Origin of the sequence: Streptomyces sp. LX-29, from assembly GCF_029541745.1 — a bacterium.
In the GTDB taxonomy this organism is placed as follows: Bacteria; Actinomycetota; Actinomycetes; order Streptomycetales; family Streptomycetaceae; genus Streptomyces.
This window is the reverse complement of sequence record NZ_CP089746.1, coordinates 253082-268038: the sequence shown is the minus strand read 5'-3', so window position 1 is coordinate 268038 and position 14957 is coordinate 253082. Positions and strand designations below refer to the sequence as shown.

At 73.3% G+C, this 14957-nt stretch carries 13 protein-coding genes; 5 read left to right on the top strand and 8 right to left on the bottom strand.

The genetic code is table 11. The annotated features are described in order from the left end of the window. Positions 1-75: 75 nt before the first annotated feature. Positions 76-246, top strand: a complete 171-nt coding sequence (locus LRS74_RS01335) for a hydrophobic protein (protein WP_277739193.1) — start codon at positions 76-78, stop codon at positions 244-246. Positions 247-361: 115 nt separating this feature from the next. Then, positions 362-1345: an iron-containing redox enzyme family protein gene (locus LRS74_RS01330; RefSeq protein WP_277739192.1), complete on the top strand. Its 984-nt coding sequence runs from the start codon at positions 362-364 to the stop codon at positions 1343-1345. Here the strand turns inward: LRS74_RS01330 and LRS74_RS01325 are convergent. Further along, a complete protein-coding gene (locus tag LRS74_RS01325; protein ID WP_277744554.1) occupies positions 1325-1618 on the bottom strand; it encodes a CDGSH iron-sulfur domain-containing protein in 294 nt (97 codons plus the stop codon). The genes LRS74_RS01330 and LRS74_RS01325 overlap by 21 nt on opposite strands. Positions 1619-1915: 297 nt before the next feature. Continuing rightward, the gene (locus tag LRS74_RS01320) at positions 1916-2785 is read right to left on the bottom strand and encodes a Rieske (2Fe-2S) protein (protein ID WP_277739191.1); all 870 of its coding nucleotides are present in this window, start codon (positions 2783-2785) and stop codon (positions 1916-1918) included. Positions 2786-3018: 233 nt separating this feature from the next. Between LRS74_RS01320 and LRS74_RS01315 the strand changes: the two genes are divergently transcribed. Beyond that, complete coding sequence (locus tag LRS74_RS01315; protein ID WP_277739190.1) at positions 3019-4299, top strand: peptide ligase PGM1-related protein; 1281 nt, start codon at positions 3019-3021, stop codon at positions 4297-4299. Positions 4300-4347: 48 nt separating this feature from the next. On the opposite strand, the gene LRS74_RS01310 is transcribed toward LRS74_RS01315, so the two are convergent. Both LRS74_RS01310 and LRS74_RS01305 read right to left on the bottom strand, forming a co-directional pair. Continuing rightward, positions 4348-5043, bottom strand: a complete 696-nt coding sequence (locus LRS74_RS01310) for a HemK2/MTQ2 family protein methyltransferase (RefSeq protein WP_277739189.1) — start codon at positions 5041-5043, stop codon at positions 4348-4350. Positions 5044-5245: 202 nt separating this feature from the next. Beyond that, positions 5246-6193: a helix-turn-helix domain-containing protein gene (locus tag LRS74_RS01305; protein WP_277739188.1), complete on the bottom strand. Its 948-nt coding sequence runs from the start codon at positions 6191-6193 to the stop codon at positions 5246-5248. 103 nt (positions 6194-6296) lie between these two features. Between LRS74_RS01305 and LRS74_RS01300 the strand changes: the two genes are divergently transcribed. Beyond that, complete coding sequence (locus tag LRS74_RS01300; protein ID WP_277739187.1) at positions 6297-7340, top strand: saccharopine dehydrogenase NADP-binding domain-containing protein; 1044 nt, start codon at positions 6297-6299, stop codon at positions 7338-7340. A 70-nt stretch (positions 7341-7410) separates the two neighbouring features. Here LRS74_RS01300 and LRS74_RS01295 read toward each other — a convergent pair whose 3' ends face one another. Together LRS74_RS01295 and LRS74_RS01290 are read right to left on the bottom strand one after the other, a co-directional pair. Then, a complete protein-coding gene (locus tag LRS74_RS01295; protein WP_277739186.1) occupies positions 7411-7962 on the bottom strand; it encodes a hypothetical protein in 552 nt (183 codons plus the stop codon). A 244-nt stretch (positions 7963-8206) separates the two neighbouring features. After that, a complete protein-coding gene (locus LRS74_RS01290) occupies positions 8207-9712 on the bottom strand; it encodes a beta-propeller fold lactonase family protein (protein ID WP_277739185.1) in 1506 nt (501 codons plus the stop codon). 491 nt (positions 9713-10203) lie between these two features. Between LRS74_RS01290 and LRS74_RS01285 the strand changes: the two genes are divergently transcribed. Next, entirely contained in the window at positions 10204-11838 is a 1635-nt protein-coding gene (locus tag LRS74_RS01285) for an ABC-F family ATP-binding cassette domain-containing protein (protein WP_277739184.1), read from the top strand. A gap of 28 nt (positions 11839-11866) precedes the next feature. Here LRS74_RS01285 and LRS74_RS01280 read toward each other — a convergent pair whose 3' ends face one another. Together LRS74_RS01280 and LRS74_RS01275 are read right to left on the bottom strand one after the other, a co-directional pair. Then, the gene (locus LRS74_RS01280) at positions 11867-13165 is read right to left on the bottom strand and encodes an NAD(P)/FAD-dependent oxidoreductase (RefSeq protein ID WP_277739183.1); all 1299 of its coding nucleotides are present in this window, start codon (positions 13163-13165) and stop codon (positions 11867-11869) included. Beyond that, the gene (locus tag LRS74_RS01275; RefSeq protein ID WP_277739182.1) at positions 13162-14880 is read right to left on the bottom strand and encodes a prenyltransferase/squalene oxidase repeat-containing protein; all 1719 of its coding nucleotides are present in this window, start codon (positions 14878-14880) and stop codon (positions 13162-13164) included. The genes LRS74_RS01280 and LRS74_RS01275 overlap by 4 nt, the downstream gene beginning before the upstream one ends. Positions 14881-14957: the final 77 nt, after the last annotated feature.

The window sequence follows — 14957 nt, the reverse complement described above, 5'->3', positions numbered from 1 at the left end:
CCGCGTCCGAAAGGGGCCCCATGACTTCCGCCTCAGGGGGCAGGCGTACAGCCCGACCGACTGGAGGTGGCGACCATGCTTCCCCTGCTGCTCGTGCTTCTGCTGATCCTGGTCCTGTTCGGTGCCGGATTCGCGGTCAAGGTCCTGTGGTGGATCGCTCTGGCGGTCCTGGCCCTCTGGCTTCTCGGGTTCCTCTTCCGGTCCGCTGGTCCTGGCGGCGCGCGAGGGCGCTGGTACCGCTGGTGATCCGGGCGCCACGACGCGGAGCCCGGCCGACGGGCGAGCACGGCCGGCGTCGCCCTGAGGCGATCGCCCGTCGCCGGGCGCCCACAGGCCCGCGCCACGCGGCGGAGGCCGTGGGATGAGGCTGCCCACGCCGCGTGGAGAGGTGTCCGCCGCGCTGGTGGACGTCCTGGGCCGTGGCGTGGAACCCGGTCGGGCGGTGTCGCTGCCGCACGAGACGGCCGCCCGCGCCCGGCCCTACGGCGAGGACGCCCAACTGGCCCTCTACCTGGGATACGAGCTGCACTACCGCGGGTTCGAGGGGGTCGACGACGCCTGGGAGTGGGACGCGGAGCTGCTGCGGCTCCGCGGCGTGCTGGAGCGGCGGTTCCTCGCGGCACTGAGGGCCGACGTGCCGTGCGACGGGGACGTCGCGAGCACGGTGGAGGCGGCGCTGCGAGAGCCCGTCGGGGGCGGCGGCGTCAGCGCCTACCTGCGGGACGCCGGAGAGTGGTGGCAGCTGCGGGAGTACGCGGCGCACCGGTCCCTGTACCAGCTCAAGGAGGCCGACCCGCACGCCTGGGCCATCCCACGGCTCACCGGCCGGGCCAAGGCCGCACTGGTCGCGGTCGAGTACGACGAGTTCGGCGCGGGCCGCGCCGAGCGGATCCACGCCGACCTGTTCGCCGCGCTGCTCGCGGACCTCGACCTGGACGACGGCTACGGCGGCTACCTGGACGCCGCGCCCGCCCCCACCCTCGCCACGGTGAACCTGATGTCGCTGCTGGGCCTCCACCGGGAGCTGCGCGGTGCCCTGGTCGGCCACTTCGCGACGGTGGAGATGACCTCGCCGCCCGCCTCCCGGCGCATGGTCGAGGCCCTGCGGCGGCTGGGCGCCGGCCCGGCCGCCGTCCACTTCTACGCCGAGCACGTCGAGGCCGACGCCGTGCACGAGCAGCTCGTACGCCATGAGGTCATCGGCGACCTGCTGCGCCGCGAACCCCGACTGGCTCCCGACGTCGTCTTCGGGGTCGCCGCCACGCAGTGGCTGGAGGACCGGCTCGCCGGTCACGTGCTCGGGGCCTGGCGGGAGGGGCGCTGTTCACTGCGCGCGCCCCTGTGACCGTCGGCGCTCACCCCCGTGACCGTCGGCGCTCGCCCCGTGACCGCCGGCGCGAGGTTCCCGCGGGCCGCCGCCGGAGGGTTCGGCGCCCGGCGACCCGGGCCGTGGAGCGCGGTCTCGCGTCGCGGCCGCCCGTCGAGGTCCGCGGTGGCTGGTGTCGCACCACGGGTACAGCAGGCTGCGCCGGCAGGTGCACAGGGCGACCACCGGGCGATCGGAGCGCACCACGGTGCCGTCCTCCAGGACGACCTCCACCGGGCCCTCCATGACCATCGGGCCGCCGGGCTCCTGCCAGACCCGCCGCGCCGCAGCCGGCCGCGCCGGCACCGGCCCGCCTCCGGTCTCCGTCACGGGCGCGGATTCGGGTGCGGGTTCGGGCGTGAGGTCGGCGTCGGCCATGGGCGTCATCCCGCGGCCGCGCCCGGCGCGCTCCGCGGAGCGTTCGCCCGTCGGGTCATGACTGTGGCCCCGTCCCGTCGTCGGCTGCCTCTCAGGGCCACCCTGCGACCGGAGTCCCCGGCGCGCAACCGGGCGCCTGCCGGAGGCGACGAGCGGCCGGGGCGGCCCCGATCACCGTGCCTGCGGCAGGCGTACCTCCACGAGGCCGTCGTTGAGCCGGACCTCGAAGGAGGGCTGCGGGGCGGTGGCCGGTCCGGCCACGCAGGCGCCGTCGGCCAGTCGGAAGGTGCTCCCGTGCCAGGGGCAGACCACGCAGCCGTCGACGACCTCGCCCTCGGAGAGGGGGCCGGACAGGTGGGAGCACCGGTCGGCGAGCGCGTGGAGTTCGCCCGTGCCCTCGGCGTCCCGCACGATCAGCACCGGGACCTCTCCGACCATCCGTCGCACCATGTGGCCGCGAGGGAACTCCTCGGGGCCGCCGACCGCGTGCCAGCCCGCGTCGACCAGGTGCGGTACGGCCTCGCTGTGGTTGACGCCGGCGGCCTGCCGGAAGGTGAGGTGTCCGCCGAGGAATCCGCCGGCGGTGGCCGCGGCGAGCCCGGCGAAGCCCAGCAGCCTTCCGCGCCCGCCTCTGAGCCGGACGATGAGGGAGGCGGTGTAGAGGACGACGGCCGCGGTGTTGGCCGCCGCGTGCACCACCCCGACCCGTTCCTGCTCCGGGAACTGGTCCGCGAAGTCCGTCGCGCCCGCCACGGCCGCCGGAGCGGCCGTCACCAGGCCCACCGCGATCAGCAGCCGGGCCGCGCGTTCGTTGCCGCGCGTCAGGTCGAGCAGCGCGGCGGAGCTCCAGGACCCGATGGGCGCCTGCACCAGCGTCGGATGCAACGGGTGCCCCTGCCAACGGCCGCGCAGCAGCTCCCGCGCGCGCCCCAGGGGGAGGGCCCGGACGCCCGCGCGGAGGGGGCTCGCGACCCGGTCGAGGACCTCGGCGTCCTCGATGGCGTCGATGGTGGACAGCGGGTTCGCCGCGGAAGCGCGCATGCACTGTCGCATTCCCCGATCACCCGGGGCGATAACTCCGCCAGGCGATGGACCGACTCCGGTGGGTGCGGTCCGCTGGGCGGGACCCACGCCGAGCCGTCGTCATCTACGCCGAGCCGTCGTCGCGTACGCCGAGCCGTCGTGCGAGGGCACCGCGACGCAGGCCCGAGGAGGGGCCCGCGCCGCTCGCCGCCGGGATGCGCCCTCGCCCGCACCGGCGTAGACCTCGAAGGGTGGAGCAGCAGCACCGCGACCCGCTCATCCTCTATGCGAACTTCCACTCCGACCTGGCCGTGGACCTGGCGGCGCGCGATGTGCTCGAACGGTGGGCGGAACAGGCGCCGCGCAAGATCTGGCTGATGCGACCGGGCGATGTCCTGGTCACGCCCGTCCCGCTGAGCGCCGCGTTCCAGGCTTACGCCTGCGACCTGCTCGGCATGGCGCCCGAATCCCTCACCCTGCTCCACGTCCCGCCCGTGCCGGGTGGAACGCTGGCCGACGCGGTGCACCGGGCCGGAGCGACGGACACACTTCGGGAGCTCGTCGTCGCGCGCCCCGGGATCCAGCTGCTGCCCCTCGCCCTGGACCGCTCCACGGTCGATCTCGCCGCACGGCTGGCCGTCCCGATCGCCCCGTACGGGCCGCGTGGCGCGCCGCGGGCGGCGCTGGAGGTGGCCTACCTGCTCAACACGAAAGGGGCCTTCCGCTGTACGGCGGCCAGGCTCGGGATGCCCCTGCCTCCCGGGCGGGTCTGCGGCGGCGAAGACCTCCCGGCGACGGTGGGTGCTCTGCTGGCCGAGCACGATCGCGTCGTCCTCAAGCCGGACCGCTCCGCGGGCGGCCACGGTCTGGCGGTCCTGTCCGATACGGACCCCGTGCCCTCGCCGGGGGAGCGGGCGACCGTGTGGGTGGTGGAACAGTGCATGGACGCGATCCGGTCCCTCAGCGTGCAGATGGAGGCGACACCGGACGGGCCACGACCGGTCTTCAGCGGCGAGATGCGCACCTCCGGCGGCCGCTACACGGGCTACCTCTCCCCGCTGGCGGCCGCCGACCGGTTCCGCGCGGTGGAGCTCGAACGATGGGGCGGTGCGCTCGGACGGTACCTGTCCGGGCACGGCTACACCGGGCCGTATGGGATCGACGCGGTCCTCGCCGCGAACGGCCGGCTGTACGCCATCGAGGCCAACGTCCGCCGCACCGCCACCACCACGCCCCGGGTCATGGCCGTCCGGTTGGCTCGCGCCGCCGGTCTGGACCGCCCCGCCTGGCTGCTCGCCCAGCACGAGAGCCGGTTCGCACTCGGCTTCGCCGAGGCCCTGCGACTGCTGCGGGACGCGGGACTGGCCTGGTCCCGGGAGTCCGGCGCGGGCGTGGTGCTGTACGAGGACGCACCCGCCGACGGCCGAACCTGGCGCTACGCCGTCATCGGAACCGACCGGAGACAGGTGAAGCGACTGCGCCGGGCCCTGATGGACGCCTGGGGAACGACCGCCCGGGCGGAGGCGGGGTGAGCCGCGCGGTCATGGCCTTCCGGGGCGAGAGAGGCCAGGGGAGTGACGTCAGCCCGTGGCGGACCCAGGGGCGTCGGGTGCGTCGACACGCTGCACGGCGCGGGCACCGCGGATGACGACCAGCTCCTCGTGGCGTTGGCCGGGGTCGATGAGCCCGGAGTCCTCCATCCACGCGGCGCGGGCGCTGAGCAGCGGGCCGAAGGGCTGGGCGCGCCGCGCGACGACGGACGCGGTCAGGCCACCGGCGGTCAGGGTGCGCAGCGTGCGGAGCGGCTCGGCCACGGAGGAGTGCACCACGAGGAGCACGCCGGTCTCGTTGAGCAGCAGCGGAGCCATGGCGCACAGCCGGTCGAGGTACCGGCGTCCGTCCGGTCCGGCGTCGCGGGAACCTCCCCCGCGAGGGCGCCGGACGTTCCGCTCGGGGCAGGGGACGTAGGGCGGGTTGGCCGTGATCAGGTCGAACCGCTCTCCGGGGGCGTGGTCACGGAAGTCGGCGCGCCGGACACGGACGGCCGCGCGGTTGAGCCAGGCGTTGCAGCGCGCTGTCAGCACGGCGCGGTAGGAGATGTCGACGGCCCGTACGTCGCCCGCGCCGAGCCGCGCGGCCGTCACGGCGATCAGCCCGGTGCCGGTGCACACGTCCAGCACCCGAGCCCCGGGCGGCACGGACACCTGCTCAAGGGCGTCTCGTAGCAGGTAGGAGTCCTCCTGGGGGCTGTACACACCCCAGGGTCGCAGCAGCATCGCGCCTCCGCCCCTACCGACGTGGGCAGACAGCACGGCCGCGGGCGGCTCCGTACTCCCGAGTCTCCCGAGCCGGCTTCCGTTCCGAGCCTCACACTACGGTCGGTGAGGCGCCGGCGCCCTCTGGAAGGGTCCGTAAGGCTGACGCGGGGGCTCCGGCCGCTGAGACGGCCGGGAGCCGTCGGGGCGGGGACCCGCGGTCTCACGCCCGGAACGTGCGGCGGTAGGCGTCCGGCGGTACGCCGAGGGTGCGCTGGAAGTGGCGGCGCAGGGTCGTCGCCGTGCCCATGCCCGCGGCCGAGGCGATGGTGTCGACGCTGTCGTCCGTGTTCTCCAGCAGCTCCTGCGCACGGCGGATCCGCTGCGTCAGCAGCCATTGCAGCGGGGTGGTGCCGGTGACCGAGCGGAAGTGGCGGGTCAGGTGGCGCGAGCTGATGTTCGCCTGGCGGGCCAGGTCCTCCACGGTGAGCGGTTGGTCCAGCCGCCGCATCACCCAGGGGAACAGCTCGGCCAGGGGGTGGTCGTCCTGGGCGGGCACCGGTGTGGTGACGAACTGGGCCTGGCCACCGGCCCGGTGGGGCGGCACCACCAGACGGCGGGCGACCACGTTGGCGACCGCCGAGCCGTGGTCGCGGCGGACCAGATGCAGGCACAGGTCCATCGCCGCGGCCTTGCCCGCGGAGGTGAGCACGCTGCCGTTGTCGACGTAGAGCACGTCCGGATCGACGTTCACCCGGGGATAGCGCGCGGCCAGCTCCTCGGTGTGGGCCCAGTGCGTGGTCGCGCGCAGCCCGTCCAGCAGACCGGCGGCGGCGAGCACGAACACGCCCGTGCACAGGGAGACCACCCGCGCGCCCGACTCGTGGGCCGCGCGCACCGCCGCGACGAGGTCGGCCGGCGGGTCCCGGTCGACGTCGGCCAGGGCGGGGACGATCACGGTGTCGGCCTGCGCCAGTCGGTCGAGCCCGCAGTCCGGCTCCAGCAGGAACCGGCCGACCCGGACGGCGTGCGTGCCGCACACCCTGACGTCGTACCAGGGGCCTGGCAGGGCGGCCGGGGCGGAGCCGAAGACCTCGTAGGCCAGAGCCAGCTCGAAGTGCAGCATCCCGTCGGTAGCGGCGACCGCGACGGAGCGCGGGACAGAGCTCATGTCGGGAATTGTACGGGTCCTGTCGTTCCAGACACTGGGCACCGAGGGGCCGCCGGGGACAGGATCTCCGCAGCAGAGCACTTCGAGCACAACGGGAGCAGACATGGGATCGGGTCGGAACGTGGCGGTGTTCGGCGCCTACGGGCACACCGGGCGGTTCGTGGTCGCGGAGTTGCGCGAGCGCGGGTACGTCCCGCTGCTCCTCGGTCGTGACCAGGACAAGCTGCTGGCGCTGGCGCAGGACCAACCCGGGCTTGAGGTGCGGCAGGCGTCGGTCGACGATCCGGCCTCGCTCGACCGCGCGCTGAACGGCGCGGCCGCCGTCATCAACTGCGCCGGGCCGTTCGCCACGACCGCCGCCCCGCTGGTCGAGGCGGCACTGCGCGCCGGCATCCCGTATGTCGACGTGGCGGCCGAGATCGAGGCGAACCTCGACACGTTCGCCCACTTCGCGGAGCGCGCCCGCGCCGCGGGCGCCGTGGTGGTCCCGGCGATGGCCTTCTTCGGCGGCCTCGGCGACCTGCTGGTCACCACCGCGATGGGCGACTGGACCGCCGCGGACGAGGCGCACATCGCCTACGGCCTGAGCAGTTGGCACCCCACCGCCGGAACGCTCGCCGCGGGCGCGGTCTCGGGGCGGCGACGGGGCGGCCGCCGTGTCCGCTACACCGGCGGACGGCTGGCGTACCACGACGACGCCCTGCCGACCCTGGAGTGGCCCTTCCCCGCTCCGCTCGGCCCCCAGAGCGTCATCGGAGAGTTCACCATGGCCGACGTCGTCACCGTTCCCAGCCACCTGGCCGTCCCGGAGGTGCGCACCTACATGACCGCGAAGGCGGCCGGGGACCTGTTCGCTCCCGACGCCTCGGCACCGACCGCCGTCGACGAACTCGGCCGCTCCGCGCAGACCTTCGTCGTCGACGTCCGCGTCAGCTCCGGCGGCGCCGAACGCCGCCTTGTCGCCGCCGGACAGGACATCTACGCCGTCAGCGCGCCGCTCGCGGTGGAGGCCGTCGACCGCGTCCTCACCGGCCGCACCAGGACCACCGGCGTCGTCTCCGCCGGGGCGGTCTTCGACGCCCCGGACTTCCTCCGCGCCCTGTCCGCGCACCTCTCGCTGCACGTCCCGCTCGACACACGCGGCTGACCGATCGCGCCGTCCCGGGGGCCGGGGCCCCGGCCGCGGACGGCGCGATCGGTCGGCGGGCGCACGTCCCTCAGAGGGCGATCGCCTTCCAGACCTGGCCCAGCTGGCACCGGAAGGTGGCGGGCGCGGAGGACGGCCGGATGCTGATCTCGGCCGACAGGGACTTGGTCCGGGACTGACCGGCGGGCACACCGCTCACGTCGAAGAGCAGGCCGTCCAGGGACTGGCCGTTCCCGTCGACGATCTCGACCGTGCCGTCGTAGCTCGCCTGGCCCCGCGAGTTGCCGTTGGTGATGGTGATGGTCGCGGACGACCGGTCGCCCGCGAAGTCGAAGTCGCAGGCGGTGATGGCGATGTCGTCCTTGGCCGGCGTCGTGCTCAGCGGACCCGTCGGCGGCGTCGTGGCGACCCCGCCGGTGGTGGTGCCGCCGGTGGTGGTCCCGTCCGTCGTGGTGCCGCCGGTCGTGGCCCCGGCCGTCTGGCCCCCGCCACCGGACACCCCGTCGGGGTTCCCCAGCCCGCCGGATGCGGCGAAGTCGTCGCCCGATCCGCCGGAACGGCGCTTCTTGCCGCCATCGCAGCCGGTCACTCCCGAGAGGGCGATCACGGCGATTGCGGCCATGGCGACAGCACGGACACGACTGGGCTTCATACGTCAAATCCCCCGATTGCATACCTGGGTTGAGCGAGTTGAGCGCCTTCTTTGACAGGCACGCGCCAGGTTATCAAGGGCGGAATGCGACCCTCCGACGGCTTCCGAAGCACCGGGTACCGCTATCGCGCCGTTCCCGACCCGCGCCGTTCCCGACCCGCGCCGGGAACGGCGGCCGCCCCTGTGCATGCACCAGGCCGACCCCTCCGGGGTGCTACTTCCTGACGTGGTCGTGCTTGTCGTCCTTGTCGTGGTGGTCGTGGTGGTCGTCGTCGTGGTGCGGCCTCTCGCAGCGCCTGTCGTGCCTGATCGTGGTGGTGTGCGTGGTGGTGTCGGGGGCGCTGCCGCCTCCGGTGACCGTGGCCGTGTTCGTGACCTGCTGGGCGGCCTTACAGGACACCTTGACCGTGAGCGTGATCGGCGGGTAGCTGTCCCCGGGAGCGAGGGCGTCGTCGCGGGTACAGGTCAGCGTGGCCAGGCTGCAGTCCCATCCGGTGCCGCTGATCGCGGTGGGAGTGAGGCCCTTGGGCAGGGTGTCCTGGACGGTGACGGTGGTGCCATCGGTCGGACCGCTGCCGTTGTTGCCGACCGTGAGCGTGTAGGTGCCCGACCGCCCGCGGTTGAAGCCGCCGCTGTGGATCTTGGTGAGGGTCAGGGAGGGAGGGGGCGGCGGCGTGGCGAAGGCCACGTCGAACGGGGCGCTGCCGACGGGGATGGTGGTGGTGACCGTGTTCGTGGCTGTGTCGATCACCGAGACCGTGGTCGAGCCGCCGTTGGCGACATAGGCGCGGGTGCCGTCGGGGGTGATGGCCACACTGACCGGGAGGGCACCGACGGGGATGGTGGTGGTGACCGTGTTCGTGGCTGTGTCGATCACCGAGACCGTGTTCGAGCCGCTGTTGGTGACGTAGGCGCGGGTGCCGTCCGGGGTGATGGCCACGCCGAACGGGTTGCTGCCGACGGGGATGGTGGCGATGACGGTGTTGGTGGCCGTGTCGATCACCGCCACCGTGTCCGGGCCCTCGCTGGTGACGTAGGCGCGGGTGCCGTCCGGGGTGATGGCCACGCCGACCGTGCCGCTGCCGACGGCGACGGTGGTCGTGACCGTGTTCGTGGCTGTGTCGATCACCGACACCGTGGTCGAGTTGCGGTTGGCGACGTAGGCGCGGGTGCCGTCCGGGGTGATGGCCACGCCGAACGGGTTGGTGCCGACGGGGATGGTGGCGATGACGGTGTTGGTGGCCGTGTCGATCACCGACACGTTGTTCGAGGCCTGGTTGGTGACGTAGGCGCGGGCACCGTTCGGAGTGATGGCCACATCGGCCGGGTTGGCGCCGACGGGGATGGTGGCGATGACGGTGTTCGTGGTCGTGTCGATCACCGACACGTTGTTCGAGTTGCCGTTGGTGACATAGGCGCGGGTGTTGTCGGGGGTGACGGCCACGCTGAGGGGAGTGGTGCCGACGGGGATGGTGGTGGTGACGGTGTTCGTGGCCGTGTCGACCACCGACACGTTGTTCGAGTCGGCGTTGACGACGTAGGCGTTCGGCGCGGGGGCGGCCGCCCGTGTCGGGGACGCGGTGGCGGTCGGCAGGGGCAGCGCCGCCAGCATGGCCAGGACCGCCATCACCAGCCGCAGCCAGGCCCCCGGCCGCGGCCAGGCCCTGTCGGGTACCGGACCACTCCGCGGCCCGGTCTGCTTGCCCTCGTCTGTGCTCACGAATGCCTCGTTTCAGCAGGAAGGGCGGCCATGGCCGGACATGCCGTGGGCACCGGCAGCACACCGCAGCCACACACCGTGTGTGACCGAGCGTCACTTTACGTACGGGCTATGGGGGGAGTGGTCAGCTCTGCGCGACTGCCTCGCTATGACAGTCTGTTGGACGCACATCGCCTACGACCCGATTGACCTACCATCGGGACGGCCATCGGCGGCGGGTGGCCTGTCGCGACCGCTTCCGCGTCGGCGTCGTGGCCGCGTGTGCCCGCCCGACGCCCCTGCCGTTAGACTGGTGCGGACGATGATCGTTTGTTGAGGAGCCCAGACATGGTGGTGGACGACGACATCTCCGGGTGATACCCGGACCCGACAGGCCACCGGCCGGTGCGCGGAAGCACCGTCGACGTGGCCTCGCCGTCGTGCCGTCCTTCCCCTTGTCCGCCGCCGGGGCGCACGTGCCGTCCCTGCCCCCTCCCCGCGAGGTCACCGCCATGTCCGACGCTTCCGTCGTCTGCTCGAACCTGTCCTTCACCTGGCCCGACGACACCCCCGTCTTCCAGGACCTGTCCTTCACCCTCGGCCCCGGCCGCACCGGCCTCGTCGCGCCCAACGGCACCGGCAAGAGCGCGCTGCTCAAGCTCATCGCCGGGGAACTGCGGCCGGGTACGGGGTCGATCTCGGTGGCCGGCACCCTCGGCTACCTCCCGCAGAGCCTCCCCCTAGCCGGCGATCTCACCGTCGCCGAGGTGCTGGGCGTCGCCGCGATCATCCAGGCCATCGACGCCGTGGAGTCCGGGGACGTCGACGAGCGGCACTTCGCGACCATCGGCGACGACTGGGACATCGAGGAACGCACCCGTGCCCAGCTGGACCGCCTTGGCCTGGCCGACCTCGCCCTGGACCGCGGTCTGGCCACGCTCAGCGGCGGCCAGGTCATCTCCCTCGGCCTGGCCGCCCAGTTGCTGAGGCGGCCCCATGTGCTGCTGCTCGACGAGCCCACCAACAACCTCGACCTCGACGCCCGGCACAGGCTCTACGACGCGCTGGAGGACTTCACCGGCTGTCTGCTCCTGGTCAGCCACGATCGCGCCCTGCTCGACCGCATGGAACGCATCGCCGAACTCGACCGCGGCGAACTCCGCTTCCACGGCGGCAACTTCACCGAGTACGAGGAGGCCGTGCGGGCCGAGCAGGAGGTCGCCGAGAAGAACGTCCGCAGCGCCGAACAGGAGCTGAAGCGAGAGAAGCGGGAGATGCAGCAGGCCCGCGAGCGCGCCGAACGCCGGCAGAGCAACGCCGCCCGCAACCTGAAGAACGCCGGTCTGCCGCGCATCTTCGCCGGCAACATGAAGCGGGGCGCGCAGCAGGCCGCGGGACGGGCGGGGCAGGTGCACGCCGGCCGGGTCAGCGAGGCGAAGGCCCGGCTGGACGAGGCCGGGCGCGCACTGCGCGAGGAGCAGCGCATCACGCTGGACCTGCCGGACACCCACGTGCCCGCCGGACGCAACCTGTTCCTCGGCGAACGGCTCCGCGTCCGGCTCGGCGACCGCGACGTGTTCGCCGGTCACGGTGTCGACCTGGCCATCCGGGGCCCCGAACGCATCGCGCTGACCGGCTCCAACGGTGCCGGGAAGAGCACACTGCTGCGTCTGCTCAACGGCGACCTGGCCCCCGTGAGCGGCGGGATCAAGCGGGCCGACGGACGCATCGCCTACCTCTCGCAGCGCCTCGACCTGCTGGACCTGGACCGTACGGTCGCCGAGAACCTCGCCGAGCGCGCCCCGGGGCGGCCGGAGGCCGAGCGGATGAACCTGCTCGCCCGCTTCCTCTTCCGGGGCGCCCGCGCCCATCTGCCCGTCGGGGTGCTCTCCGGCGGCGAGCGGCTGCGCGCCACCCTGGCCTGCGTGCTGTGCGCGGAGCCGGCCCCGCACCTGCTGCTCCTGGACGAGCCGACGAACAACCTCGACCTGGTCAGCGCGGCCCAGTTGGAGAGCGCCCTCAACTCCTACCAGGGGGCCTTCGTGGTGGTCAGCCACGACGAGCGGTTCCTCCAGGGGATCGGCGTGAACCGGTGGCTGCGGCTGGTCGACGGCGAGCTGAAGGAGACGGGGGTCCCCGAGGTGTGAGCCGACGACGAACCGCACCCGCCGGGGGTCACTCCGGGGCAGGGCCGGGCCGGGGGAGTCGTCCGCGGGCGGGCAGGACGCCGAGCTGGACGAGCCGGTCGACCGCGCCCAGCGGACGCATCCCGACACCCGACACGTTGTATGTGGTCAGGTAGCGCAGACGCGCGCTCTTGGCGGTCCTGACCAGCAGGTGCCGGTTCAGCATCCTGACGCCCGGTGACGTGCCGGTCATCAGGCGTGCGGCGTCGTGGCTCATGAAGTGGATGTCCCGGATCCGACTCATGCGTTCCGCCTCGTAGGCACGCATCGCGTCGTCGAGCGTCGCCTCTTCCCGGACGTGGACGGTGGCCAGTCGGGCCGCGAGCGCTCGGGCGTCGCCGATGGCCGTGTTCATCCCCTGGGCCGCCAGGGGATGGACACCGTGGGCCGCCTCACCGACCAGCACGATCCCCGGCCGTACGAGAGAGGGGGCCCGGTACCGCCAGACCGGCAGCAGCTGTCGTCGGTCCAGGCTGTCCTTCACCAGCACGGCGAGCGGGTCGAGCGCGGGCACCGCCGCGAGGAGTTCGTCGCACCACCGCTGGAGCCGCGTGTGGTCCGCCTTCCTGAGCTCGTCCGCCTTCACCTGGACGTAGACGCGCGTCCGCCCGTCAGGCAGCGGATAGACCAGGACCAGCCCACGCTCGGTGAGGTAGGCGGATGCCTCGTCGGCCCGCGCCGCCGTGCCCGAGAGCTCGAGCGTCAGCAGCTTGTGACCGTAGGCGACGGGATCGGCGGTCATTCCGGCCAGCCGGCGCAGGCGCGAGGACATCCCGTCGGCGGCCACCACGAGTCGGGCACGGATGTCGTACCCGTGCGCACCGTCCGCGGCCCGTACGCCGACGACGCGGCCGTGGGCGTCCGTGAGGACGTCTCTGACCAGCACCCCACGCCGCCAGCGCACCGACGCGCCGAGCGACTCCGCCAGGCACTCCAGGATCGTCGTGTGGTCGTGGGACAGCATCCAGGGCCACGCGCAGCGGAGCGTTCCGAAGTCCATCGCCAACAGCTCGGCGCCGTCGGCCTGTCTGGCGACGAGCCGCTTGAGGCGGACCGCCCCTCTGGCTTCGAGGGCCGGGAGTACGCCCCACTCCTGGAGGGTGTCCAGGGAACCGGGCTGGAGGATCTCGCCCTTGGCGACCGGAGGCTGCCGCTTCTTCTTCTCCAACAGGGTGACGTCCAGGCCGAGCCGGCCCAGAGCGCAGGCCGCGGCCAGACCGGCGACGCCGGACCCGCAGACCACCACGTCCGCCGTCGCGGAACCGGGCGCCGTGTGTCCCCTCGTCACGAGACCTCCCGCCCTTCCGACGGTTCTCCGGCCAGCGCGGCCCGGTAGCGCCCCAGGGCCTTCAGGGCGAGTCCCTGGACGATCAGACCGTCCACGTAGTACGTCAGGTCGCGTATGTACATATGGACCGGGCTCGGCCGCCACAGGCCGTCGGGCTGCTGCGCGGACGCGATCCAGTCCGCCGCTCGCCGCGCTCGCGGGTCGTCGGCCGGCATGCCGGAGGCGAGCAGTGCGCGCAGGGCCCACGCGGTCTCCTCGACGGTTCCCGTCGAGGGATCGTCGCCCAACCTGCCCTTCCTCCCGGGCCCCCACGACCCGTCGCCGAGCTGGGCGCGCACCAGGGCGTCGCGGGCGCGCCTGGCCACCGGGTGGTCGGCGAGGCCGACGCGGCTGAAGGCCACGAGCGCCATGGCGGTCCCCGGGGTGAGCCCCCGGTACCACAGGGCCTCGTATGTGCCGTCCGTCCGTTGCCGGGCGAGCAGCCAGTTCACGGCCCTGCGGATCCGGGGGTCGTCTCGGCGGGTCCCGTTCTCGGCCAGAACGTCGACGCACTGCGCGGTCGCGTAGGGACAGGGGCCGTCGTTCGGGAACGCGGTGTCGGGGATGAAGGTCCCCCAGGAGCCCTTGCGGTCCTGCCGTGACTCCAGCCAGCGCAGCCCGTGACGCAGTTGCTCGTCCGGCTCCTCGACGCCGCCGGCCGTGAGGGCGGACAACACGACCGCGGTGTCGAGGAAGTTCGGCCACCCGCGGGGACCTTCCCAGCTCCACCCGCCGGCGGGAGCGTCGAAGACCGGCGACGCCTCGTCCTGCTGGCAACCGCGCAGCCACGTCCTCGCCCGTACCAGTCGCGGGTCGTCGGCGTACCCGGCCTCCGCCAGGCCGCGCGTGACGTAGGCGCTGCCGATCAGATCGAGGCCCTGGATGAGGTGCCAGGAACCGTCCGCGTGCACGTTCGAGCGAAGGTAGTCGACCACGTCCAGGGTCGCCCGGCGCGGGGCTTCCTCGGCGCGGCTCAGACCGACGCACACCGCCGACGCCAGCCAGTTGTCCCCGCCGTAGCCGCCCCGCCGGGTCTCCGCGATCTCCACCTGCTGGAGCGCGCGGAGCCCGGCCCGACCGGCCGGCCGGGCCAGCATGCCCAGGAGTCCTCTCGGCCGGCTGTGGGGCCGCTGGATGAACGCGAGCGCGACGAGGAGGGGCACGCTGAAGGACAGTCGCCTACGCCAGAGCCATGGGGGCAGCAGGAACACCTCCAGCGGCACGCGCCGCAGATCCCGCATGTCCCTGAGCTCTGCCAGCGCGAGGAACGCGGAGGTGACGTGGGTCATCCCCGGATCGGGGAGTGCCTCCACACCGCCGTGTGACGCCACCAGGTCCATGGCCCGCCGCACGGACTCTCCCGTACGGTGCGGAGCGGCCATCCGCAGGGCGGTGGCCGCGATCACGGTCGGCACCACCTGGGTGGCGGTGCCGACGCTGCCGCCCCAGCCACCGTCGGCGTTCTGGGCGCCCAGCAGCCACTGGACTCCCCCGTCGACGAGGTCCTGAGAGCGCTCGCGGTCGGCGAGGTGGAGAGCGGTCAGCGCACCGGCCGTCCCCATCACGGAGGTGGGCCGCCGGTTCGGCCAGGACCCGGAGGAGCGCTGTGACGCGAACAACGCCTCGGCGGCTCGTGCGATCGACTTCTCCACGCGGCTGTCCGTGGCTGAGCCCATGAGGTGCCATCCCTCTCTCGCGGTGAGACTGCCCGTTCGGTGGTTCCGACGCCGCGTGCCCGCTCGGCCGGGCCGAC

Excerpts from the sequence above, each read along its gene's own strand:
- LRS74_RS01335 (WP_277739193.1), top strand. The coding sequence starts at position 76 with ATGCTTCCCCTGCTGCTCGTGCTTCTGCTGATCCTGGTCCTGTTCGGT.
- LRS74_RS01330 (WP_277739192.1), top strand. The coding sequence starts at position 362 with ATGAGGCTGCCCACGCCGCGTGGAGAGGTGTCCGCCGCGCTGGTGGAC.
- LRS74_RS01325 (WP_277744554.1), bottom strand. The coding sequence starts at position 1,618 with ATGGTCATGGAGGGCCCGGTGGAGGTCGTCCTGGAGGACGGCACCGTG.
- LRS74_RS01320 (WP_277739191.1), bottom strand. The coding sequence starts at position 2,785 with ATGCGCGCTTCCGCGGCGAACCCGCTGTCCACCATCGACGCCATCGAG.
- LRS74_RS01310 (WP_277739189.1), bottom strand. The coding sequence starts at position 5,043 with ATGCTGCTGCGACCCTGGGGTGTGTACAGCCCCCAGGAGGACTCCTAC.
- LRS74_RS01305 (WP_277739188.1), bottom strand. The coding sequence starts at position 6,193 with ATGAGCTCTGTCCCGCGCTCCGTCGCGGTCGCCGCTACCGACGGGATG.
- LRS74_RS01300 (WP_277739187.1), top strand. The coding sequence starts at position 6,297 with ATGGGATCGGGTCGGAACGTGGCGGTGTTCGGCGCCTACGGGCACACC.
- LRS74_RS01295 (WP_277739186.1), bottom strand. The coding sequence starts at position 7,962 with ATGGCCGCAATCGCCGTGATCGCCCTCTCGGGAGTGACCGGCTGCGAT.
- LRS74_RS01285 (WP_277739184.1), top strand. The coding sequence starts at position 10,204 with ATGTCCGACGCTTCCGTCGTCTGCTCGAACCTGTCCTTCACCTGGCCC.
- LRS74_RS01275 (WP_277739182.1), bottom strand. The coding sequence starts at position 14,880 with ATGGGCTCAGCCACGGACAGCCGCGTGGAGAAGTCGATCGCACGAGCC.